The sequence below is a fragment of the Pseudomonas bohemica genome (genome assembly GCF_002934685.1).
GTDB classification, from domain to species: domain Bacteria; phylum Pseudomonadota; class Gammaproteobacteria; order Pseudomonadales; family Pseudomonadaceae; genus Aquipseudomonas; species Aquipseudomonas bohemica.
Window position 1 is genome coordinate 172,909 of sequence record NZ_NKHL01000113.1, and the last position, 21,081, is coordinate 193,989.

General features: G+C 61.3%; 24 protein-coding genes and 1 pseudogene. 18 read left to right on the forward strand and 7 right to left on the reverse strand.

The window, feature by feature from the left end:
- Positions 1-216: 216 nt before the first annotated feature.
- On the reverse strand, positions 217-1,122 hold the full coding sequence (locus tag CE491_RS18680; RefSeq protein WP_110949810.1) for a LysR substrate-binding domain-containing protein: 906 nt from the start codon (positions 1,120-1,122) through the stop codon (positions 217-219).
- A 229-nt stretch (positions 1,123-1,351) separates the two neighbouring features.
- Here CE491_RS18680 and CE491_RS18685 point away from each other — a divergent pair, with 229 nt between their 5' ends.
- The 16 genes from CE491_RS18685 (at position 1,352) to CE491_RS18760 (ending at position 13,788) form a co-directional block, all read left to right on the forward strand.
- The gene (locus tag CE491_RS18685) at positions 1,352-2,197 is read left to right on the forward strand and encodes a transporter substrate-binding domain-containing protein (protein ID WP_110949811.1); all 846 of its coding nucleotides are present in this window, start codon (positions 1,352-1,354) and stop codon (positions 2,195-2,197) included.
- A 12-nt stretch (positions 2,198-2,209) separates the two neighbouring features.
- A complete protein-coding gene (locus tag CE491_RS18690) occupies positions 2,210-2,872 on the forward strand; it encodes an amino acid ABC transporter permease (RefSeq protein ID WP_110949812.1) in 663 nt (220 codons plus the stop codon).
- 6 nt (positions 2,873-2,878) lie between these two features.
- Positions 2,879-3,556 carry an amino acid ABC transporter permease gene (locus CE491_RS18695; protein WP_110949813.1) on the forward strand — a complete coding sequence of 226 codons (678 nt, stop codon included), beginning with the start codon at positions 2,879-2,881 and terminating at the stop codon, positions 3,554-3,556.
- An 11-nt stretch (positions 3,557-3,567) separates the two neighbouring features.
- Positions 3,568-5,070: an argininosuccinate lyase gene (argH, locus tag CE491_RS18700; RefSeq protein WP_110949814.1), complete on the forward strand. Its 1,503-nt coding sequence runs from the start codon at positions 3,568-3,570 to the stop codon at positions 5,068-5,070.
- Positions 5,067-5,807: an amino acid ABC transporter ATP-binding protein gene (locus tag CE491_RS18705; RefSeq protein ID WP_110949815.1), complete on the forward strand. Its 741-nt coding sequence runs from the start codon at positions 5,067-5,069 to the stop codon at positions 5,805-5,807. The genes argH and CE491_RS18705 overlap by 4 nt, the downstream gene beginning before the upstream one ends.
- A gap of 652 nt (positions 5,808-6,459) precedes the next feature.
- A complete protein-coding gene (locus CE491_RS18710) occupies positions 6,460-6,798 on the forward strand; it encodes a hypothetical protein (RefSeq protein WP_110949816.1) in 339 nt (112 codons plus the stop codon).
- A 53-nt stretch (positions 6,799-6,851) separates the two neighbouring features.
- Positions 6,852-7,958: a harpin HrpZ family protein gene (locus CE491_RS18715; protein WP_110949817.1), complete on the forward strand. Its 1,107-nt coding sequence runs from the start codon at positions 6,852-6,854 to the stop codon at positions 7,956-7,958.
- A gap of 39 nt (positions 7,959-7,997) precedes the next feature.
- Positions 7,998-8,372, forward strand: coding sequence for a type III secretion system inner rod subunit SctI (sctI, locus tag CE491_RS18720; RefSeq protein ID WP_110949818.1), 375 nt, complete (start codon positions 7,998-8,000; stop codon positions 8,370-8,372).
- Between the two features lie 9 nt (positions 8,373-8,381).
- On the forward strand, positions 8,382-9,185 hold the full coding sequence (gene sctJ / locus CE491_RS18725) for a type III secretion system inner membrane ring lipoprotein SctJ (RefSeq protein WP_110949819.1): 804 nt from the start codon (positions 8,382-8,384) through the stop codon (positions 9,183-9,185).
- Complete coding sequence (locus tag CE491_RS18730) at positions 9,185-9,733, forward strand: type III secretion protein (RefSeq protein ID WP_110949820.1); 549 nt, start codon at positions 9,185-9,187, stop codon at positions 9,731-9,733. The genes sctJ and CE491_RS18730 overlap by 1 nt, the downstream gene beginning before the upstream one ends.
- A 53-nt stretch (positions 9,734-9,786) precedes the next feature.
- Positions 9,787-10,365 (forward strand): type III secretion system stator protein SctL, encoded by a 579-nt coding sequence (gene sctL / locus CE491_RS18735; RefSeq protein ID WP_110949821.1) that lies wholly within the window; start codon positions 9,787-9,789, stop codon positions 10,363-10,365.
- A gap of 108 nt (positions 10,366-10,473) precedes the next feature.
- Positions 10,474-10,698 carry a type III secretion protein gene (locus CE491_RS18740; protein WP_110949822.1) on the forward strand — a complete coding sequence of 75 codons (225 nt, stop codon included), beginning with the start codon at positions 10,474-10,476 and terminating at the stop codon, positions 10,696-10,698.
- Positions 10,685-11,116: a type III secretion protein gene (locus CE491_RS18745; protein ID WP_110949823.1), complete on the forward strand. Its 432-nt coding sequence runs from the start codon at positions 10,685-10,687 to the stop codon at positions 11,114-11,116. Before CE491_RS18740 ends, CE491_RS18745 begins: the two co-directional genes overlap by 14 nt.
- A 1-nt stretch (position 11,117) precedes the next feature.
- Entirely contained in the window at positions 11,118-13,223 is a 2,106-nt protein-coding gene (gene sctC / locus CE491_RS18750) for a type III secretion system outer membrane ring subunit SctC (RefSeq protein WP_110949824.1), read from the forward strand.
- Positions 13,220-13,426: an HrpT family type III secretion system protein gene (hrpT, locus tag CE491_RS18755; protein WP_110949825.1), complete on the forward strand. Its 207-nt coding sequence runs from the start codon at positions 13,220-13,222 to the stop codon at positions 13,424-13,426. The genes sctC and hrpT overlap by 4 nt, the downstream gene beginning before the upstream one ends.
- A gap of 2 nt (positions 13,427-13,428) precedes the next feature.
- Positions 13,429-13,788, forward strand: coding sequence for a type III secretion protein HrpV (locus CE491_RS18760; protein WP_110949826.1), 360 nt, complete (start codon positions 13,429-13,431; stop codon positions 13,786-13,788).
- 114 nt (positions 13,789-13,902) lie between these two features.
- Here the strand turns inward: CE491_RS18760 and CE491_RS18765 are convergent, their stop codons facing one another.
- The 3 genes from CE491_RS18765 to CE491_RS18775 form a co-directional block, all read right to left on the reverse strand.
- Positions 13,903-14,625 carry an aspartate/glutamate racemase family protein gene (locus CE491_RS18765; RefSeq protein WP_110949827.1) on the reverse strand — a complete coding sequence of 241 codons (723 nt, stop codon included), beginning with the start codon at positions 14,623-14,625 and terminating at the stop codon, positions 13,903-13,905.
- 23 nt (positions 14,626-14,648) lie between these two features.
- Positions 14,649-16,157, reverse strand: coding sequence for an NCS1 family nucleobase:cation symporter-1 (locus CE491_RS18770; protein WP_110949828.1), 1,509 nt, complete (start codon positions 16,155-16,157; stop codon positions 14,649-14,651).
- A 236-nt stretch (positions 16,158-16,393) separates the two neighbouring features.
- The gene (locus CE491_RS18775; RefSeq protein WP_110949829.1) at positions 16,394-17,389 is read right to left on the reverse strand and encodes an aldo/keto reductase; all 996 of its coding nucleotides are present in this window, start codon (positions 17,387-17,389) and stop codon (positions 16,394-16,396) included.
- 215 nt (positions 17,390-17,604) lie between these two features.
- On the opposite strand from CE491_RS18775, the gene CE491_RS18780 reads away from it, so the two are divergent.
- The gene (locus CE491_RS18780; protein WP_110949830.1) at positions 17,605-18,162 is read left to right on the forward strand and encodes an ATP-dependent Clp protease proteolytic subunit; all 558 of its coding nucleotides are present in this window, start codon (positions 17,605-17,607) and stop codon (positions 18,160-18,162) included.
- Positions 18,163-18,219: 57 nt separating this feature from the next.
- Positions 18,220-18,384: a hypothetical protein gene (locus CE491_RS30330; RefSeq protein WP_199885171.1), complete on the forward strand. Its 165-nt coding sequence runs from the start codon at positions 18,220-18,222 to the stop codon at positions 18,382-18,384.
- Positions 18,385-18,577: 193 nt separating this feature from the next.
- Here the strand turns inward: CE491_RS30330 and CE491_RS31260 are convergent.
- The 3 genes and pseudogenes from CE491_RS31260 to CE491_RS18795 all read right to left on the reverse strand — a co-directional run.
- Positions 18,578-18,661 (reverse strand): annotated as a pseudogene (locus tag CE491_RS31260) (general stress protein); the annotation flags it as partial.
- A gap of 163 nt (positions 18,662-18,824) precedes the next feature.
- The gene (locus CE491_RS18790; protein WP_110949843.1) at positions 18,825-19,583 is read right to left on the reverse strand and encodes an endonuclease/exonuclease/phosphatase family protein; all 759 of its coding nucleotides are present in this window, start codon (positions 19,581-19,583) and stop codon (positions 18,825-18,827) included.
- 134 nt (positions 19,584-19,717) lie between these two features.
- Positions 19,718-20,932: an MFS transporter gene (locus tag CE491_RS18795; RefSeq protein WP_110949832.1), complete on the reverse strand. Its 1,215-nt coding sequence runs from the start codon at positions 20,930-20,932 to the stop codon at positions 19,718-19,720.
- Between the last annotated feature and the right edge of the window lie 149 nt (positions 20,933-21,081).

Genomic DNA, 21,081 nt, shown 5'->3' on the forward strand with positions numbered 1-21,081 from the left:
GGCCAGAATCGATACCGCGGCACGGTTCAAGCTTTTGATTCTGCCCGAAGGGCGTAGGCGCGCAGCTTGCTCGCGACCTGGCGCGAAACGCCAGTAAAATCAGACGACTCGGTGGAGTCAGACACACCGCCTGCAATGGCTTTGCTGCCGGTGTTCGGCAGATCGTCAGCAAGCTGGCCTCCTACGGCCTTCGGCCAGAAGCAAACGCCGGGACCCTCACACCTGCCACTCCTTGCTCGCCTCGGTGAGCATTTCATGGATCAGCACCCCGAACCTTTGACTCAGCAGGCTCTGTGGCCGGTCTTCGGGCAGCAGCAGGTAGGTCGAGAAGCGAATCGCCGGGTTGAACGGCCGGGTTTCGATGCCCATGTGCAGGTATTCCCGCGCGACCATCGGGCTGACGATGCTCACCCCCAGCCCTAACGCTACCAACGAACACACGGTCGCCGCATAGGGCGTTTCCAGGTTCAGCTTGCGGTACTCCTTGTCAGCCGCGAACGCCCGATCCACGCGGGTCCGCGAGCCGTCGTTCTGCGACAGCGAAATGAATTCCTCACCATACAAATCTTCAGGTCCGACCCACGCCAGTGCCGCGAGCCGATGGCCCTTGGGAAACACGCAAACCCCCGGCACATCGCAGATCCGCTGCGTGCGCACCCCCGGCATTTCTTCGCCGACGTACGACGCCAACCCCAAGTGGCAGAACTGCGATGCCGCCCAGTGCGCCACCATCGGCGAATCGCTGGTGTGAATCGAAATCGCGACGTCGGGGTTCTCCTGACGAAACCGTTGAATCACTCTCGGCAGCACGGTCAATGACAGCGACGGCACCGCGGCAATCCGCAATTGGCCGGTGCCGCCACGGCGAATGGTCTGCGCCGATTTTTCGAGGCTTTGCAAACCGATGAAGGCGCGCTCGACGTCGGCGAACAACGCAGCCCCTTCGTCGGTCGGCAATAGTCGTCCGCCGACCCGTTCGAACAGTTTGAAGCCACTGCCGCGCTCCAGCTGTGCGATCAGCCGGCTGATGTTGGGTTGTGAGGTGTGCAGCGATTCGGCGGCAGCGGTCATCGAGCCGCTCAACATCACGGCGCGGAAGGCTTCGACTTGTTTGAAGTTCATGACAGGCCATATCAATTCGGTATGGGTGACCAATGTATTGTCATTTGTTGGCATGAGCCAGAGGCTTTATAACTGTTTTTGACATCGACGGTGCCGCGCAGACGGCCGCGATGCCCAAGCGCACTTCAATCGCCAACCTCGCGCTGCAGTCCCCGCTGTTTTCTGCCCTTGAAATCGTTGCGTTGCGTCGCGTCGTGCGTCACTGCGCTGGTAGTTACCAGGAGGCATCATGTCGTATTCGTTGAAATCTCTCGTTCGGGCCATGGCCCTCTCATGTGTCTCTCTGGCGGGTCTGGCCCAGGTTCATGCCGCCGATCTGCCACCGGTTCCCGATGAAATAAAAGACGCAGGGCAACTGCGTGCAGGCGTGCGATGCGACCAGCCGCCGTATGGCTTCCAGGACGGCAATGGCGAATTCGCTGGGGTCGAAGTCGAGATGTCCAGGCAGATCGCTCTGTGGGCGCTTGGCTCCAGGGACAAAGTCACCTTCACCTGCGTAACGGCTGAAAACCGGGTGCCGCAGCTGCTGGGACGCAAGGTCGATTTCCTCATCGCGACGTTGGGTGTCACCCCGGAACGCCAGCGCGTCATCGACTTCACCACGCCGTACCGCTGGGGCGCCAGCGACGTGGTAGTGAAGAAGGACAGCCGGATCAAGTCGATCAAAGACCTCAACGGCAAGACCCTGGCCACCCTCAAGGGCTCGGTTCAGGCCAAGTGGTTCGAGGACCACATGCCCGAGGTCAAGACCCTGCGCATGAACAGCGCGGCCGACGCCTTGCAGACCTTCCGCCAGGGCCGCGCCGACGCTTACACCCATGATGCCGCAACGCTGGTGGTGGTGGCCGCCAACGACAGCGATGCGCGGCTGATCAACGAACCGTTCCAGATCTCCGATGCCGCCATTGGCGTGCGCAAGAATGACGAGCAGTTCCGCGATTACCTCAGTGCCGCCGTGGCGAAGATGCACGAGGACAAACTGTTCAGCGGATGGGTGCGGCAGTACGTCCCGGAAAATATCCAGAGCTACTACCTGAGTGTGTTCGAGCAGGCCAAACCTGCTGAAAAACTCTGACCGGACGCCGTCATGGATTTCGATTTCAACTACCTGTTGGCGCAATGGCCAGCGCTGCTCGACGGCATGCTGATGACGCTGCGGGTCTCGCTGCTGGCTATCGCGTTCTCCCTGCTTATCGGCGTGCTGGGCGGTGCGGTGCGGGCTTTGCGCATGCCGGTGCTGTCGCAGATCGTGGCGATGTACGTGGAGCTGATTCGCAATACGCCGATCCTGGTGCAGTTGTTCTTCATCTTCTACGGTCTGCCCGCTATCGGCCTTGAGCTCTCGCTGTTCTGGTCCGGCGTGGTGTGCCTGTCGGTATGGGCGGGCGCCTATCAGGTGGAGAACATGCGCGGGGGCCTGGCCACGGTGGAGCACAAAATGCGTGAAGCGAGCATGGCCCTGAGCCTCAAGCCTCACCAATACTTTTACCTCGTGGCGTTGCCGATCGCCTTTCGCACCAGTCTGCCGGCGGTACTCAACACGGCGATCTCGTTGCTGAAAAACTCGTCCTATCTGCAAGCAATTGGCCTGGCTGAGCTGACGTTCGTGGCGGTGGACCGGATTGCCACGGATTTTCGCGCCATCGAAATGTTCAGCGCGATCTGCGTGATGTACCTCGCCCTCGTTGCGATCCTGTCTCTGTTGACCGGTCGTTTGTCTGCCCACCTGCAACGGCCTTTCAGGCACTGAGGCCCCATGAACTTTCTGATCGAAAACTGGGGCTTCGTGCTCAAGGGTTTATGGATGACGGTGCGCCTGGCGCTGGTCATCCTGCTCTTCACCACGATCATCTCGGTGGTGTTCGGTGTGCTGGCGACCCTGAAAAATCGCCTGCTGTGGTGGACGATTCATGGCTACGTCGAGCTGTTCCGGTCGATTCCGCTGATCGTCAACGTGTTCTTCATCTTCTTCGGTGCGCCGATGCTTGGCCTTGACCTCAGCCCGTTCGCGGCGGTGGTCACCGGCCTGACGCTGTGGGGCAGCGCCAATGGCATCGAGATCGTCCGCGGCGGGCTGGAGTCGGTTGCCCGTCACCAGTGGAAAAGCGCCTGGACCCTGGGCTTGCGCCCCTGGCAGATCTACCTGTACGTGATCGCGCCGCAGTCGATGCGGGCGATTCTCCCGGCGTACACGGGCCTTTTGACCATGCTGGTTCAGGCCACGTCACTCGGCGCGTTGGTGGGGGTGGGCGAGTTTCTCAAAGTCGGCCAGATCATCGTCGAGCGCTCCACGGTCATGACCGGCGTCAGCCCCGCTTTCACCGTCTATGGGGCGGTACTGGTGGTGTACTTCGTCATCTGTTCATTGCTGAGCTGGCTCAGCCGTTATCTCGAACGTCGCTTGGGTCGCCCGGCGATGCGCGCAACTCGTTAAGGGGTTAGATCATGCAAGAGTCCAAAGTCAGTCGTCGCTTGAAGGAAACCACCGCCCCTGAGGTCAACGAGTATATCTACCGGCCGCGGCTGGAGGGTTTCGCCGATGGCTTCATCAACCTGGGTAACGTCAACAAGGCGCACATCGTGATGCTCGCCGAACAGGGCCTGATTCGCGGCGAACACGCGACGGCACTGGCCAAGGGCGTGCTGGACATGGAAGCCGCAGGCCCTGGCGTGGTCACTCTCGATCCGTCTCGCGAAGACGCCTACTTCAACTATGAAGCGCACCTGATCGAGCAGATCGGCACCGACATCGGCGGCCGTCTGCACACCGGCCGCAGCCGTAACGACATCCTCGCCACCCTCGACCGCCTGCGTTGCCGCGAGGTGCTGATGGGCCTGATCGATGCGCTGATCCAGACCCGCCAGACCGCGTTGAACAACGCCGAGGTCTTCGCCGAAGTGGTGATGCCCGGTTATACCCATCTGCAACCGGCGCAACCCATCACCTATGGCTATTACCTGTCGGCGGTGGAGCAGGCATTGGAGCGCGATTGCAAGCGTCTGACCCAGACCCTCGAATCCATGAACCAGAGCCCGCTGGGCGCCGCAGCCTTTGCCGGCACGCCGTTCGACATCGACCGAGCGCGTACCGCCGAATTGCTGGGGTTCGACGGTTATCTCGACAATGCGCTGGATGCGGTGGGGTCGCGGGATTTCATTCTGGAAAGCTTGTCGCACCTGAGCCTGTTGTCGGTGTTCTGGAGCCGCGTCGCGCAGGATTATTTCGTCTGGAGCACCCACGAATTCAGCCTGATCGACTTTCCAGACAGCGTCGCGGCGACGTCAAGCATCATGCCGCAGAAGAAAAACCCGACCGTACTTGAGTACCTCAAAGGTCGCACCGGGCATATCGTCGGCCTGCTGATGGCGGCGAGCGTGACGGTCAAGGGCAGCAACTTCTCACACACCGGCGACGCCAACCGTGAAGGCACGCGAGGGTTCTGGGAGGCCGCCGAGGAGACCCTGCGCTGCCTTAAATTGCTGGAGCTGGTGCTGCGTACCGCTACGCCCAATGTCGAGCTGGCGGTGCGTCGCGCGGGGGAGGATTTCTCCACGGCCACCGGGCTGGCAGACCTGATCGTGCGCGAGGTCGACCTGTCGTTTCGCGAGGCCCACCACATTGTCGGTGCGGCGGTGCGCATGGCGATGGATGCCGGGCTGCCTGCCCATCGGATCGACACCGATATGGTGGATGTCTGTGCAATGGAGCAATTGGGCCACGCGCTGAATCTGCCGGCGCACAAGGTTCGCGAGTGTCTGGACCCGACGACCAACGTGCAGTCCCGTGATTCCGCGGGCGGGCCAGCATTGTCTTCGCTGCGTCCGAGTCTGCTGCGGGCCAAGGCGCGGTTGCAGGTCGAGCGCCAGGCCAATCAGGCGCGACGTGATCGCCTGCTGGCGGCGCAGGAGAAGTTGCAGGCGGCCACTCGCGCGCAGGCCGGATTATGAGCGCGATGCTGACGGTCCGCGGACTGCACAAGCGTTTCGGCGAGCACGAGGTGGTCAAGGGCGTCGATCTGGACGTGCGCCAGGGGGAGGTGGTGGTGATCATTGGTCCCAGCGGCTCGGGCAAATCGACGTTCATTCGTTGCCTCAACAGCCTGGAGGAACCCTCGGCGGGCAGCGTTGTGGTCGATGGCGGTGAGTCGGTACGCGCGAATGACCGAAGAGCCATGGCCAGGCTGCGTGAGGACATTGGCATGGTGTTTCAGGACTACACGTTATTCCCGCACATGACGGTGATGGCCAACATGATTCTGGCGCCGGTCAGGGTCAAGGGCGTGAGCAAAGCCGACGCCCAGGCCAATGCGCTGGCGCTGCTGGAGCGTGTAGGCCTGAAACACAAGGCCGACGGTTATCCCGGCGAGCTGTCGGGCGGTCAACAGCAGCGGGTGGCGATCGTCCGGGCACTGGCGATGAAACCGCGTCTGCTGTTGTTCGATGAGCCTACATCGGCGCTCGACCCGGAAACCGTGGGCGAGGTGTTGAGCGTGATGAAAGGACTGGCGGCCGAGGGCATGACCATGATCGTGGTCACCCACGAGATGGGCTTTGCCCGTGAAGTGGCGGATCGGGTGGTGTTTTTCGATGGCGGCAAAATCGTCGAGATGGGACCGCCTGCGCAGATATTCTCCGCGCCGGAGCATCCGCGAACGCGACAGTTTTTGCAGAGTGTCTTGCATTGACGGATGGCAGAAGAGATTTTGGCCGAACCTGGGTTTCTGCTCGTCTCTGTTCATCTCTGATCGTTCCCATGCTCTGCGTGGGAATGATCGAACCAATGCGGTGGGTCAGCTCAGGATGTGCCATCTGGCAATCCGCCTTCGCGGCTGTCGCACAGCTCCAGCAGCTCCCACAGGTACAGCGCCAATCTTCAGATCCAAATCCAGATCCAGATTCGGATTCGGACTTAGATCTACATTTACATCCTGATCCCGGTTTTGTTTCTGCCTGTGCTTTTACGTTTGCTCTGCTGTTGATCTGCGCCAGTCCAGGCACCGCCGAACGCGACTTGGGTGCAGGCCGGGCCCACGGAGCGTCGCCGGAGTGAGGGAATCCGACCAAGTAGGACCCAACCAGCAGCAAAAGCCCTTGGTTACTTGGGGCTTTTCCAAGTAACTCGCCGAAGGCGAAACGATCCGGAGGTCAGGACGGACCTTATCCCACCCTCAACCGAAATAACGGATACACACACCGCCGCACCAACCCCCAAAGCTCGTCGATCCCCTCAAAACCGCTACAGACAATTAATTGAACAACCCGCGGAACCGATCCTGCCCTCGCTGCCACCCATCAGCACCAAGCACTTTCGCTGGTGATGACCCAGGAGTACTCAACATGGCAGGTATCAACCCAATCTCTATGGTCGGCGGCTTTGCCAACAGCGTGATCGGTGGCGGCGGTCAGGCTGTTCAACAGGCAGCCAGTGCCGCCACCCAAATCAAGACCGAAGGCAATATCGCCGACTCGGCCGCCCCATCCAAGGCCGAAAACGCCCAAAGCGCCGCCACCGAAAAGGCCGATGCCAGCCAGGCACGCCTGATCGCCATGCAGACCGACGCCGACATCCGCAAACAAACCAACGACGTCCTCAGCGCCATCCGCTCCGGCAAGGAAGACAGCGCGAACAAAGCCATCAGTGCCGAGGCGCAAAACGCCAAAGGTATCAGCTACTGATCATTCAGAGCGCCCCCTGAAAAAGGGGGCAACCCTTTGAAGTTGGAGGTTTCATGCTAAGTCTCAATGCCAGTATCAACCCCCTGCAGAACGCCCATATCGGCACTGTAGTGTCCACCGGCTCGATTGGCGGCCAGCAGGGGCCACAGCAGTCGCTCAAGGACGTGATCGACCAGCTTTCCCAGGCGCTGACCAAAGACGGCCACCTGGACCAGGACTCGCCGCTGGGCAAAATGGTCGGCGAGCAGATGAAGAAGATGAACCCCCTGGCCGCTGCGTTAGGCGGTGGGTCACCTGACATGGTCAAGGCGGCCCTGGGCGAAGTCATCAAGGACAAGTTGGGTGACAACTTCGGCGCGGCGGCAGACTTCGGCCTCAGTGGCGGCGCGAGCGGTGGCGCGGGCAAACCGGATCTGATGTCCCAGGTGCTCAATGGGTTGGGTAAAGCTTCGTTGGATGACCTTCTGAGCAAGCAGGGTGATGGAACGAAGTTTTCTTCCAGCGACATGCCGCTGCTCGACAAGGTCGCGCAGTTCATGGACCAGAACCCGAGCAAGTTTCCGGCCCCGGACTCAGGCTCCTGGAAGAACGAACTCAAGGAAGACAACTTCCTCGACAAGAGCGAAACCAGTGCTTTGCGAGCTGCGCTCGACATGCTTGGTGGTCAACTCGAACAGCAGCAGAACGGCCTGAGCGACACAGGCAATACCGACGGCGGCCTGGGCGGCGATACATTGGGCGGCAATGCGCTGAGCACCGATCCTGCCAGCGGGCAAAACGCGCTGAGCAGCAGCCCGGCTCAGGATTTGGGGCAGTTGCTCAGCGGCCTGCTGCAACAAGGCCTGAACGCCAGCGTGGGCAACGGCGGCGGCAATAGCGTGGGTGGTGGGCTGGGCACTCCGGTCAACGACGCCGCGCAGTCGGGTAATTCGGGCAACAGCGTCACCCAGGATTTGGGCCAGCTGCTCAGCGGCCTGATCGAGAAGGGCCTGGAAGCCAGCCAGAACGGCAACGGTAATGGCGCCGGCGCTGGTGTCAGCGGCACGGGCGGTCAGCAGAATCCGTTGTTCGCGCAACATGACCTGCAAAACAGCCTGAGCCAGGCTGCCAACGCGATCGTCCAGGCATTGACCGGATCGGGCAGCGCCAGCCTGTCCTGATCCAGTGCCTCTTATCGACCCGTCTGCCGGAGAACACCCGTGACCGTTTCCAATATCAATCAACTCAAATCGTCATCTCCCGATCTTGAGCAGCACCTTGATCAGGGACTGGTCAGCGGGCCTTCGCAGGCGGACGTCGATCTGTTCAATGCCGCCATGCGTCCTGACGTGGCGTTGCAACAAAGTCATCTTTCCGAACAGATTGCCAGTGCCTTGTCCGAGCGGTTGGGATCGATGGACAAATCTTCCCAACAAGCGATGCGCAAGATGAAAAGAGCCTCCGGCACCGACGATCCGCTGGAGATCGCGCAGATGAGCCGATCCTTGTCCCAGTATTCGTTGCAAATGGCGTTGACCACCAAGGTCGTCAACAAGAGCGCTCAGGCGTTCGACAAGCTGACCAACCTTCAATAGAGGTCCGGCGTGAAATATCTGACTGCGGGTCTGATGTGCCTGACGCTGCTGCTCGGCGGATGCAGCGACGAGACCGATCTGTTCAGCGGCCTGTCCGAGCAGGATTCCAACGATGTCGTCGCCAGCCTTGCCGATCAGCATATCGATGCGCGCAAACGCATGGAGAAGACCGGAGTGGTCGTCACCGTGGCGACGGCGGAGATCAACCGGGCGGTGCGCATTCTGGACGCCGCCGGGTTGCCCCGGCACTCGCGCACCAGTCTGGGCGAGATCTTCAAGAAAGAAGGGGTGATTTCGACCCCGCTGGAAGAGCGCGCCCGCTACATCTACGCGCTGTCCCAGGAGCTGGAGGCGACGCTGTCGCAGATCGATGGGGTGATCGTGGCACGGGTGCATGTGGTGCTGCCCGAGCGGGTCGCACCGGGTGAGCCGGTGCAGCCCGCGTCGGCGGCGGTGTTCATCAAGCACACCTCGGCACTGGACCCGGACAGCGTGCGCGGGCGGATTCAGCAGATGGTCGCCAGCAGCATCCCGGGGATGTCCGGTGAGCCTCTGGATTCGAAGAAATTCGCCATCGTCTTCGTGCCTGCGGCGGAGTTTCAGGACACCGAGCGGCTGGTGAATTTCGGCCCGTTTCTGGTCGACAGCGCCAATCTCGGTTTCTGGAAAAGCATGCTCTGGGCCGCGCCCTTTGCCGGCGTGCTGTTGATTGCGTTGCTGGTGCTGATGCTGCGCGGTGACTGGCGCAGCGCCGTCTGGCAACGGATCGGCCTGCGTCGCGGCGAGCGTTCGAGCATGCCGGTGCGGCTGTGATGCAGATTCGCGACGAGCGCTGGATTCAGTGGTGGTGTGCGCCCTGGCAATGGGCGCACCCGGGCTGGATGGCGCTGTTCGTCGAGCGCAGCGGTTTGTCGGGCGTAGAGGCACAGGCGTTACTGAGAGGCCGACACAATGCGTTTTTGCAAAGTGTCGGCATTACCCCGAGCCAGCCCCCTGAACCGGCCGATTCATGGGTGCAATGGTTACTGCTCGGTGTCGATCAGCAGCGTCAGGCCCTGGAGTTGGCCGGGAGTATCTGTCTGGGACGCACTTCGGATCGAGCCAGGCGGCTCAATGAACATGAAGCGCACCACGAAGACTGGTGCCGTTCCGTGGCCAAGGCCTTGCGCCCTGGCGTCTGGCTGGAACCTTCGATTGACGACCCACGCATTTTGCTGGCGGCTTGGGCAGGTGAAACATGCTGGTCCCGATTGCGTCTGAGCTGGGCACCTGACGAGGTCCGGCAACTTGTCACAGACCTGCCGGCAAACAAGCTGCAAACCCTGTGGCAGTCGGTGCTCTGGCGGGTTACCAGTGCTTGAGCCGCCGACACGCAATGATCTTCTGGCACTGATCCTCTGGAAAGGAACCCGACATGCTCGCCAAACGCAGCCTCTGCCTGCCGTCTACCGCTGTGCTCGTCGAAACCCTCCTGCGTCGCGAAGACATCGCCGACATGCAGCTGGCGTCCGAGGTGCTGCGCGATGCACATCTTGAAGCCGAGCAGATCCGCGCCCAGGCCCGCGAACAGGCGCTGCGCGAGCGGGATCAGGCTCACGTACAGTTCTGGGAAAGCGCCAACGCCTTTCTGCAGGATCTGCAGCAACAACGCCAGACCTTGCAGCGTGACTCCATGGACGCGGTCGAGGAGGTGCTCAACAGCAGCCTGACCGGACTGCTCGACCAAACCACGCTGCCCGAACGAACCCGCGCCCTGGTCCGTCAACTCGCCGAGGGCCAGCGCTTTGAAGCGGTCGCCACTCTCAGCGCCCATCCGGACATGCTCGACGACCTTCGGCAATGGCTCGGTGAAAGCCGCTTCGCCGAACACTGGCAACTCAAGGGCGACCGGTTGATGGCGCCTCAGGCCCTGCGTCTGAGCGATGCCAACGGCGCGTTCGAGATCGACTGGGCCAGCCTGCGCAACGGTTTGTTGGGCCAGGCGGCCGAGTGAGTGACGTTTACCTGACGACGCGCTGACGTTTTTTTGTAACCACGCAGGGAACCGGAGCGCAGGCAACTTCCACTCAGGGGATGAACCCTCACGTTGGAGTCGCCACCGATGATCAGTTTCAAATCCTTGCAGAGCCACCTCGATCACTCCTACAGCCGCGCCCAGAACGACATGCAAGACGCCGCCGAAACCGCCTCGGAAAGCGGCACCATGGAAGACCTTCAGGCGTTCAACGATGCCTCGCAGCAGACCAATGTCGCCAACATGATCCTCAACGAAGGATTGCGCGCCAAACACGGCATCACCAAAGCGATCATCGATGGAATTCAATGAATTCACGGCGATCCTCGCCCAGTGGTGTGAGCAGCGTCCGCTCACGCCGCTGGACTGTTGGATCGACGATGCCAACGCGCGGCTGGCGGTGCTCGGTAACGGCGTGCGGATCAGCCTCGATCTGCTCGATCCCTACGACGGCAGCGATCCGCAGCGCCTCGAAGCGTTGCTCGGGCAGGGCGGCGCCAGCGTGGCCTGCGCCTGCAGCGGCGCACTGGCGATCGATCCCGACACCCGCTGCGTCGTGCTGCTCAACTGGCTGGCGAATCCGTGCAGTCAGACCGATCTGCTCAATCGTCTGGAGCAACTGGCCAATCAACGCGGCGCGATGCTCAGCCTGATGCAAACCTCCATGCGCCACGCCACGGCTTCGTCGTCGCCCCGCGCAACCCTCAATACCTGGCAACCGGGAGTGTGAAATGCGCAAGGCCTTTATGTGGTTGCCTCTGCTGATGATCGGAGTTGCCATGCCCGCGCTGGCTGCAGTGCCCGATGCCTGGAAACATACCGCTTATGCCTACGATGCGCGGCAGACCGATCTTGCGACCGCGCTCAAGGATTTCGCCAGGGAGTTCGGCATCGGCCTGGACATGGCGCCGATCCAGGGCACGCTGGACGGACGCATTCGCGCACAGAATCCGCAGGAATTCCTCGACCGCCTGGGTCAGGAGCATCATTTCCAGTGGTTCGTCTACAACGAAACCCTGTACGTCAGCCCCACCAGCGAACAGACCTCGGCGCGCATCGAAGTCTCTCCGGAAGCGGTGGACGACCTGCAGCAGGCGCTCTCGGACGTCGGCCTGCTGGACAAGCGTTTCGGCTGGGGCGCATTGCCCGACGAAGGTGTGGTGCTGGTGCGTGGCCCGGCGAAGTACGTCGACTTCGTGCGCAACTACAGCAAGAAGGTCGAGGCGCCTGAGAAGGCCGAGAAGCAGGACATCGTGGTCCTGCCGCTCAAATACGCCAACGCCGCCGACCGCACCATCCGCTATCGCGATCAACAGCTGACGGTGGCCGGGGTCGCGAGCATTCTTCAGGAACTGCTGGAAAGCCGCTCCCGTGGCGAGTCGATCAATGGCGTGAATCTGCTGCAAGGGCAGGGCAGTACGGCCAGCGGCATGGCCGGCAACAACGCCTCAGCCTTGAACTACGGCGGCCTTGAAGGTGGCGGTTTCGACACCGGCGCGCTGGAGCAGGGGCTGGATCGCGTGCTTGGCTCCGGCGGCAAACGCGGGGGCAGCTCGCGCGATGGCGCAGGCGGTCGCTCGAAGATCCGCGTCAGCGCCGATGTGCGCAACAACGCGGTGCTGATCTATGACTTGCCCAAACGCAAGGCGATGTACCAGAAGCTGGTCAAGGAGCTGGACACACCGCGCAACCTGATCGAGATCGACGCGGTGATTCTCGACATCGACCGCAACGAGCTGGCGCAATTGTCCAGCCGCTGGAACTTCAATGCGGGCAGCGTCAGTGGCGGCGCCAACCTGTTCCAGCAAGGCACCAGCTCGACCCTGTTCATTCAGGATGCGGGGAAGTTTTCCGCCGACCTGCATGCGCTGGAAGGCAACGGCGCCGCGTCGGTGATCGGCAACCCGTCGATTCTCACCCTGGAGAATCAGCCCGCCGTGATCGATTTCAGTCGTACCGAATTCCTCACCGCAACTTCCGAGCGCGTGGCGGACATTCAACCGATCACTGCCGGGACCAGCCTGCAGGTGATCCCGCGTTCGCTGGACAAGGGCGGTAAATCCCAGGTGCAGCTGATCGTCGATATCGAAGACGGCCAGATAGACACCTCCAACATCAATGAAGACCAGCCGGCGGTGCGCAAGGGCAACGTCAGTACCCAGGCGGTGATCGCCGAGCATGGCTCGCTGGTGATCGGCGGTTTTCACGGGCTGGAGACCAACGACAAGGTCAACAAGATCCCGTTACTGGGGGACATTCCGGTGATCGGCAAGCTGCTGTTCCAGAACCGCAGTCGCGAGCTGAATCAGCGTGAACGGCTGTTCATCCTGACCCCGCGGCTGATCGGCGATCAGGTCAACCCGTCGCGCTATGTGGAGATCAGCAATCCTCACGATGTGGATGACCAGATGAAGCGCATCAATCAGCGTCGCGATGGCGGTGAAGAGCCGACCCGAGGCGATGTGCAAAGCGCCTTCACCCAGTTGCTCGACGGCGTGGCACCGGTGGGCTTCAACAGTGGCGAAACCCTACCGTTCGAGGCCGACAGCCTGTGCGACCCCGGAGAAGGGCTAGAGCTGGATCGCCAGCGTTCGCAGTGGTTTTCGAGGAAGGATTGGGGCATCGCCGTGGTCGTCGCACGCAACACCACGGGCAAACCGGTGCGGATCGACGAGAGCCGTTGTGGCGGCCGTTGGGTCATGGGCGTCAGTGCCTGGCCCCATGCATGGCTGCAACCGGGTGCGGAGAGTGAGATCTACATCGCCGTGCGCCAGCCACAGGTTTCGACCAAAGCCAAACAGAACCGACCTTCGCTGCTCAAGGGGGCAACACGATGAACGCACGCGTCTACGTCATTCTGCTCGTGCTGTTCGCCACGCTGGGCGGCTGCGCAAGTCATTCCGGTTGTTCGGGCTACGCCTGCAAACGCCCCGACTCCAATGATCGTGAACTGGTGATCTGGTGGCCGCAGGACATGCGCCAGGGCCTGGACGAACGCGACCATGAGCTGGATTTCACCGTGGTGCCACTTAAGGATTGAGCATGATTCGGGTATCGGAAAAAGCAGCGTTCTATGCGCACGTCGCAGCCGAACGCGCAGCGATCTGGCCAGTGGCGACAGGGGTGGCATTCGTCAGCCGACGCGAACACCGCGACTGGGGCATCGCCCTGCACATCGAAGGCCGCGCATTGCGGCCCGAGCAACTGCGCGACGCCCTGGAGCGGCGGTTCTCCCAGGCGGAGGTATTCAACGACTACTTCCTGTTCCTGGATGTGCAGCGCGACTTCGTGGTCTGGCACGCCGTTCCCGGCACTTCAGACTCCTCGACCAGCCTGGACAGCATCCGCCAGCAGGAACTGACGCTGGCAGGGCTGGATCATTTGAGTGATGTTGCCGGGTGAATCGAAAGCCTTGCTCGCGGCGTCATCTCGCTTCTGCGCAGGGCCAATCTGCTTCTGCCCGGAGCGCGAAGGCGCTATCCGAGCAGGCCACAGGGCATTTTCAATATCCGGTGATTACAGACTGAACGGCCAGCCAATCACCTTCTTCGGACGTGGCGTGGCATAGGTGCGCACCTTGGAAGTCTTCAGGCCCAGGCGCACCAGCGATTCGGCCAGCGCGACCGCGGCTGTTACGCCATCGACCACCGGGACTCCTGCACGGTCGCGGATGAGTTGATCCAGGCCGGCCATGCCGCCGCAACCCAGGCAGATCACCTCGGCCTTGTCCTGGGTCACTGCTTCAACGGCCTGCCCGGCGATGGCTTCGAGGGCGCGGTCGGGCATCTCTTCGAGTTCCAGCACACTCATGCCACTGGCGCGAACCGACGCACAACGCTCGAACACTCCCGCCAGTTTCAGGCGATCTTCAATCAATGGCACGGCGCGATCCAGCGTGGTCACCACCGAATATTTGTGCCCCAGCAACATCGCAAGGCTAGCAGCCGCCTCGGTGATGTCCACTACCGGCACCTCCAGCAACTCCTGCAGACCCTCGCGACCGTGCTCGCCATAACCGGCCTGAATCACCGCGTCGTAGGGCTGATCGTAAGACAGCACCCGATCCATCACGGCAATGGCGGCCAGGTAGCTTTCGAAGTTGCCCTCCACCGACTCTGCGCCGAAGCGCGGGGTCAGGCCGATGATTTCGGTACCGGGGGCCGCGACGCTGCGCGCCTGCTCGGCGATGGTCTGGGTCATCGACTCGGTGGTGTTCACGTTGACGATCAAAATACGCATGGGTGACGGTCTCTCGCTTGCGATCAATGCTGGATATCTTGCACGGCAATGGCTTCACCACTGACGTCTTTGAAGCGTTTGCGACGGTCGGCCAGCAGCAGGTACAGCGCTGCGCCAATGGCCGCGCCCATCAGCCAGGAAAACGGCGATACCGATTCGAATGCCGGCACCAGCGCCGTGATGATGGAAATCAGCGCCGCCGGAATGAACGCCCACACCGCCCGCAGGTTAATCCCCCGGCAATAGTGATAGGCGCCGGCCGGGTCTTCGGTATACAGCTGCGGCACATCGACACGACCTTTGCGCAGCAGCCAGTAGTCAGCGGTGATCACGCCATACAGCGGGCCGAGCAGGGCGCCAAGTCCCGACAGAAAATACACGATCACTACCGGGCTGTTGTAGAGATTCCACGGCAGGATCAATACCGCCACGATAGCGCTGAGCATCCCGGCGCGACGGAAAGTCAGGTAGCGCGGCGCCAGGCTGCTGAGCACGAACGCCGGCGCGACGAAGTTGGCCATGATATTCACCGCCACCGTGACGATCAGAAACGCCAGGCAGCCGACCACCAGAAAGAAGGTATTGGGGATCGTCTTGATGATGTCGGTGGGGCTCTGGATGATCTGGCCGTTGATCGAGAACTGCGCACCGCAGATGACGACCGTGATGAAAGCGAACAACAGCACGTTCACCGGCAGGCCCCAGAAATTGCCTTTGCGAATGGTTTTCTTGCTGGGGGCCGAGCGCGAGAAATCACAGAAATTCAGGATCAGCGTGCCGTAGATCGCCAGCCACAAGGCGCCTCCGGCAAAAATGCTGCGCCACATCTGCGCGCCTTCCAGCGGCGCCTTGGTCGACCAGGCAATCTGCCCATGGGCCTGGGTAAACATCCATACGGCAAGGCTGGCCACGGTCAGCAGAATCACGGGACCTGCGAACGCTTCATAGCGTCGCACCATTTCCATGCCGTAAGCGAGAATGACGAACTGCACGACCCAGATGCTGACGAAACACAGCCAGCCCAGACTCGACAGTCCCAGCCAGGCGTCGTGATCGTAACTGTCCAGCGCCGGGTCCAGTGCAGTGAGCAGTACCCGTAAGACCACCGAGGCCAGGTAGGTCTGTATGCCAAACCAGGCGATGGCGATGACCGCACGGATCAACGCCGGAATTTGCGCGCCGAAAATGCCGAAGCTGACCCGGCTGATGACTGGAAACGGCACTCCGGTTTTCTGGCCCATGTCACCGGTCAGGTTCATGCACAGGTAAACCAGGGCTGCGCCGATGGCCAGCGACAGCACGATCTGCCACCCGCCGAGACCCAAGGCATAAAGGCCGATGGCGAACGAGTAGTTGGCGAGATTGTGTACATCATTGGTCCAAAGGGCAAAGATACTGTATCCACCCCAGGTGCGTCCTTCGCGTTTGCTGGGCGCAAGATCGTGGTTGTACAGACGAGGACTGAGCGCCGGATAGTCAGCAGCGGAAGCCGGCGTGGCAAGGATTGGATCGAGGGTGTTGTCAACGGGCATGTTCAACAATCTCCGGCGCTATTTGTATTTGTTATTGTATACAGTGCGCAGGAGAGACTAACGCAAATGACAGTTGAGTCAACGCGAAGATTACAGATGGTGGGATTTTCGGGATGTTGTGGGAGGTTCGGATGCAACTGTTTTAGCAGCCCGGCATGCCGGAGGTCGCGTCATCGAGATCGCTACCGTCGGCAAGCCGGACCGTTACAGGAGGGGCGTCTACAAGTCCGTTATCGTCAATCCTTCATCGGCACCGGCGCCTGCGCGGCGATGAACCCCTGATCGCGCATTGCCTGCCAGAAGCCGTCTGGCACCTGGGCACTGAGCGCGGCGACGTCTTCAGCGATCCGCGAGGGGCGGCTGGCACCGGGAATCACCGCCGCGACCAGCGGATTGGCCAGAACGAACTGCAGCGCCGCCGATTTGATGTCGACCTGATACTGGCGAGCGATCTCCTGGATGTGCGCAACCTTGTCCAGCATGGCTTGGGGCGCTTCCTGATACTCGAAATGCTTGCCACCCACCAATACACCCGAGCTGTAGGGCCCGCCGACGACGAACTCGGCATTATGCTCGCGGGCCTTGGCGAACAGACGTTGCAACGGCTGATCGTGATCAAGCAACGAATAGCGTCCGGCCAACAGGAAACCGTCCGGTTGTGCCTCACTCAGGTCCAGCGTCAGTTCGCACGGTTCGACCCGGTTGACGCCCAAACCCCAGGCCTTGATCACGCCTTCTTCGCGTAACCGGGTCAGGGTGTGGAAGGCGCCTTTGCGGGCGACGTTGAAGTGCTCGATCCATTCATCGCCGTGGGCGTCCTGGGCGATGTCGTGGACAAACACGATGTCCAGGCGGTCAGTGCTCAGGCGTTTGAGGCTGGCTTCGATAGAACGCATCGTCGCGTCAGCCGAGTAGTCGGTGAGAATCTTGTTTTTCAAGCCTTCGGTGAACGGACCGCTGCGGGCCTGGGTATCGAGTTCATCGCAAATCAGCCTGCCGATTTTGGTGCTCAGGGTGTACTCATCGCGCGGTACGTGGGCCAGCGCCCTGCCCAGACGTTGCTCGGACAGCCCTGCGCCATAGATCGGCGCCGTATCGAAATAGCGAATGCCCTGGTCCCACGCCGACTGCACGGTGGCGGCAGCTTCTTCTTCGCTGATGTTGCGGAACATATTGCCCAGCGGCGCGGCGCCGAAGCCGAGGCGGCCAATGATCTTGTCGTGCAGACTCATGAAGATGTCCTGTCTGGCGTCATGAAGGCCCGGATATGCACTGTTAAGTCAGTGTCCGGTGTTGTGTACTGATCGTTCATTGACGCAGGAGTTCTGTCTGACAAAGCAAGCCGGCTGCTACGGGACTCCACCGTCGACCACACCATGCAACTTTTCCCGGCCCAGCGCCTTCCAACGCTTGGACCGCGTCGATAACCGGAAAGGGAGGGCAGTCGATGAGCGAGCACATCGTCCATTTCCACTGTGGGGTGGATCAGACCACCACCGAGCATTTTCGCGATCGCTGCCTCGCGGCTCTCGAGAAGGGCGCGACCGGGCTGTTGTTGAATCTGTCGACCGCTGGCGGCAGCACCGCGTTGGGCTTCACGATCTACAACTTCCTGAAGTCCCTGAAAGTGCCGATTCGCGCGCTCAACAGCGGCAATATCGAATCCATGGGCATTGTCATCTACCTGGCCGCGCAGGAGCGCATCGTTTGTCCCCATTCAAGATTCCTGATCCATCCCATGAGCTGGTACTTCAACCAGAGTTCGGTGGATCACTCGCGCATCCGCGAATACCTGCGCAGCCTGGACAACGACCTGCAACGCTACGTCAACATCTACCTGAGTGAAACCGAAGGCGCCGCGCATCCGCTGGATATTGGCCGGTGCCTGTCGTCGGAAGAGAAGGTCATACGCGCCGAGGATTCCCTGGCCTGCGGCATCGCCCATCGGGTCGAACAGCTACAGTTCGATGAAGACGCCGTCCACTGGACGGTCAGCGCAAGCTAAGCTCAATCAACTGAACCGGGTCGCAAAAAGGCCGCCTGAATAAATGAGGATCCTGCCATGTACGCTCAATCACACGACACCCCGCACCCTGCGGACCACGGCGCCATTCAGACTGCTGAAGAGGACGTCGAAGTGGATGTCGACAACGATCCGGGTAATGAAGATCCGGGTTCGCAGTTCGATCGCGACGCGACGGTGCCGCTGATCGAGTCGGATGAATGAGAGGAGCGGGCTTTACAGAAAGGAGCCGCAAAACAAGAGAGCGAGAGCTTTCGCCCTCGCTCGTTGCGTTGATCAGTTGAAAGTCCGCTTCGGATCAGGATTTGCGGCCGGCGCCGCCATGTGGCGTCGAGCCACCTTTCTTATCGCTGCCAGTTGAATTGGAAGCTTTGCTACGGTCATTGGCGACATTGCTGCCACCCGAAGCCTGGCCGCCTTTTTTGCCTGCTTCAGATGCTTTCTCGCGATCGTTAGCGAAATTGCCTGGGTTCGGTTTTCCGGTGTTAGCCATGATTACGTACCTCTTGTTATGAAGAATGGCGAGTCAATTGGCCCGCATTAAATGGGATGAAGCAAGCGGCACTTGGTTTAAACAATCAGGGCGTTAACGGACAAACGGCGCGATAGCCAATTGTCATAGGTTGGCGCTTCGCAGCCCTGACTTACATATGGACTTCCACCGCCAACGGCAAATGGTCAGACAGGTGGGTCCACGGCCTTGTCCCGAGAATCTTCGGGTTATGGCTGGTGGCATTGCGCAGGTACACCCGGTCCAGACGCAGCAGCGGAAAACGCGCTGGATAGGTTTTCGCCAATCGCCCATGACTGCGCTCGAAGGCTTCATGCAGGTAGTTGCAGCGCGCCAGGCGTTTGTTGCCTTGCAGCTGCCAGTCGTTGAAGTCACCGGCAATCACTACCGGCGCGTGGTCCGGCAGGGAGTCCAGCAGCGCGCAGAGCAAATCCAGCTGTAACTGGCGATGGCTTTCCAGCAGGCTCAGGTGAACGCAGATCGCGTGTACCTCGTCATGCCCCGGCACCTGCAGCACACAATGCAGCAGGCCGCGCCGTTCGGGGCCGGTGATGGAAACGTCGAGATTGCGGTAATGCAGGATCGGGTATTTGGACAGAATCGCGTTGCCGTGATGGCCTTCGGGGTAGACCGCGTTGCGGCCGTAGGCGAAGTCGCTCCACATGCTGTCGGCGAGAAACTCGTACTGGGATGTGCCGGGCCAGTCATGGTAACGGGCGGCGTGGCGATCATGGCCGCCGAGAACCTCCTGAAGGAACACCAGATCGGCGCCCGTGCTGCGTACCGCCTCGCGCAACTCGGGGAGGATAAAGCGTCGGTTCAGCGCAGTGAAGCCCTTGTGCGTATTTACGGTCAGGACGCGCAGCTTGTGCACATCGCGCGCACCCGCCATGTCCGAGGGGGGAAGACTGATGCCAGCGGGGTCGGAGGTCACACGCACGCTCCATTTGCGAGGGGATGTGTAATTCCGACCGGCTGGGACCGGGGCAGTTCAGCCTTTTCTATAGCAGGCTCAGTTGCGTTCGATCAGACCCGGGTGTCTACGGCGGGGCGACGCGACAACAGCAGCGTCAGTCCCAGCGCGAGGATCGACAGCAGCGCGGCAAAGAAGAAAATCCAGCCGTAGCCCATACCCAGCGCTATCGCCCCCATCAACGGTCCGGCAATCGCCAGCGCCAGATCGAAAAACACCGCGTAGGCTCCGAGCCCGGCGCCGCGGCTGCTGTTGGGAACCTGTTTGATTGCCTCGACGCCAATGGCCGGGTACACCAGCGACAGGCCGAACCCGGTCAGCCCTGCGCCGATCAATGCCACGGTGGTGTTGGGTGCCAGCCACAGCGCTACCAGCCCGAGCGTCTCGACCGACATGCAGGTGATGGCCGAGTGGAAGCCGCCGAAGCGGGTAATGGCGTTGATGAAAAACAGCCGGGCGACGATGAAGCACAGGCCGAAGACCGTCAGGCACCAGGCCGCGCCTTCCCAGCCGCGGCTGACGTAATAGAGGGTGATGAAGGTGGTCAGCGTGCCGTAACCGATGGACGACAGGGTCAGGCCCAGGCCATATGGGGCGACTCGGCCGAATACCGACCAGAACGCCATGCGCTCGCCACGCACCACCGGCACCGGCGGCCTGTTGCGGATCAGCAGCAGCGCGCCGACTGCCAATACTGTAAGCACCAGCCCAAGGCTGACGAAGCCCAGCGCCTCGACCATCACCACGCCCAATGGCGCGCCAATGGCGATGGCGCCGTACGAGGCAATGCCGTTCCAGGAAATTGAGCGCGCGGTGTGCTCTGCCCCGACCTGGCCGATGCACCAGCTGATGGTACCGACGCCGACCAGCCCTTGCGAGCCGCCGAGGATCAAGCGGGCGATGACCAGGATGATGAGGCTGATGCCGGCGAATCGTTCCAGCAACACGGCCAGCACGGTCAGCACGCCGCTCAGGGCGATGCCCGCCAGGCCGTAGACGATGGCGCGTTTGGTACCGATGGTGTCGCAGATCCTGCCCGCCACCGGACGGCTGAAGAGGGTCGCCAGGTATTGGGAGCCGATGACCAGGCCTGCGACTACGGCGCTGAATCCCAGTTGGTTGTGGACGTAGCCGGGCATCACTGCGATGGGCAGGCCGATGCACAGGAAGGCGATGAACGTGTAAAGGACGATGGAGACGATTTGCAGGGTGATCGCCATTGAACTGGCGTTCCGATTGGGCGAGTTGGGCGGCAGGGCGGCGGACATGGGACTCTTCGCTGGAGCGGTGTGAGTGCGTCATCATCGCCCGTGGTGAGCGGAAATGAAAGCAGGCTAACGGATGTTGGGTTGCCGATTTCCGGGTTTGGGTAGATAGCCGTTGTTCGTTGGAGCGCTTTTGTGGCGGGGTTCGGTTT

Coding starts and splice junctions, on each gene's coding strand:
- CE491_RS18680 (WP_110949810.1), bottom strand. CDS start 1,122: ATGAACTTCAAACAAGTCGAAGCCTTCCGCGCCGTGATGTTGAGCGGC.
- CE491_RS18685 (WP_110949811.1), top strand. CDS start 1,352: ATGTCGTATTCGTTGAAATCTCTCGTTCGGGCCATGGCCCTCTCATGT.
- CE491_RS18690 (WP_110949812.1), top strand. CDS start 2,210: ATGGATTTCGATTTCAACTACCTGTTGGCGCAATGGCCAGCGCTGCTC.
- CE491_RS18695 (WP_110949813.1), top strand. CDS start 2,879: ATGAACTTTCTGATCGAAAACTGGGGCTTCGTGCTCAAGGGTTTATGG.
- argH (WP_110949814.1), top strand. CDS start 3,568: ATGCAAGAGTCCAAAGTCAGTCGTCGCTTGAAGGAAACCACCGCCCCT.
- CE491_RS18705 (WP_110949815.1), top strand. CDS start 5,067: ATGAGCGCGATGCTGACGGTCCGCGGACTGCACAAGCGTTTCGGCGAG.
- CE491_RS18710 (WP_110949816.1), top strand. CDS start 6,460: ATGGCAGGTATCAACCCAATCTCTATGGTCGGCGGCTTTGCCAACAGC.
- CE491_RS18715 (WP_110949817.1), top strand. CDS start 6,852: ATGCTAAGTCTCAATGCCAGTATCAACCCCCTGCAGAACGCCCATATC.
- CE491_RS18730 (WP_110949820.1), top strand. CDS start 9,185: ATGCAGATTCGCGACGAGCGCTGGATTCAGTGGTGGTGTGCGCCCTGG.
- sctL (WP_110949821.1), top strand. CDS start 9,787: ATGCTCGCCAAACGCAGCCTCTGCCTGCCGTCTACCGCTGTGCTCGTC.
- CE491_RS18740 (WP_110949822.1), top strand. CDS start 10,474: ATGATCAGTTTCAAATCCTTGCAGAGCCACCTCGATCACTCCTACAGC.
- CE491_RS18745 (WP_110949823.1), top strand. CDS start 10,685: ATGGAATTCAATGAATTCACGGCGATCCTCGCCCAGTGGTGTGAGCAG.
- sctC (WP_110949824.1), top strand. CDS start 11,118: ATGCGCAAGGCCTTTATGTGGTTGCCTCTGCTGATGATCGGAGTTGCC.
- hrpT (WP_110949825.1), top strand. CDS start 13,220: ATGAACGCACGCGTCTACGTCATTCTGCTCGTGCTGTTCGCCACGCTG.
- CE491_RS18760 (WP_110949826.1), top strand. CDS start 13,429: ATGATTCGGGTATCGGAAAAAGCAGCGTTCTATGCGCACGTCGCAGCC.
- CE491_RS18765 (WP_110949827.1), bottom strand. CDS start 14,625: ATGCGTATTTTGATCGTCAACGTGAACACCACCGAGTCGATGACCCAG.
- CE491_RS18770 (WP_110949828.1), bottom strand. CDS start 16,157: ATGCCCGTTGACAACACCCTCGATCCAATCCTTGCCACGCCGGCTTCC.
- CE491_RS18775 (WP_110949829.1), bottom strand. CDS start 17,389: ATGAGTCTGCACGACAAGATCATTGGCCGCCTCGGCTTCGGCGCCGCG.
- CE491_RS18780 (WP_110949830.1), top strand. CDS start 17,605: ATGAGCGAGCACATCGTCCATTTCCACTGTGGGGTGGATCAGACCACC.
- CE491_RS30330 (WP_199885171.1), top strand. CDS start 18,220: ATGTACGCTCAATCACACGACACCCCGCACCCTGCGGACCACGGCGCC.
- CE491_RS18790 (WP_110949843.1), bottom strand. CDS start 19,583: ATGGCGGGTGCGCGCGATGTGCACAAGCTGCGCGTCCTGACCGTAAAT.
- CE491_RS18795 (WP_110949832.1), bottom strand. CDS start 20,932: ATGTCCGCCGCCCTGCCGCCCAACTCGCCCAATCGGAACGCCAGTTCA.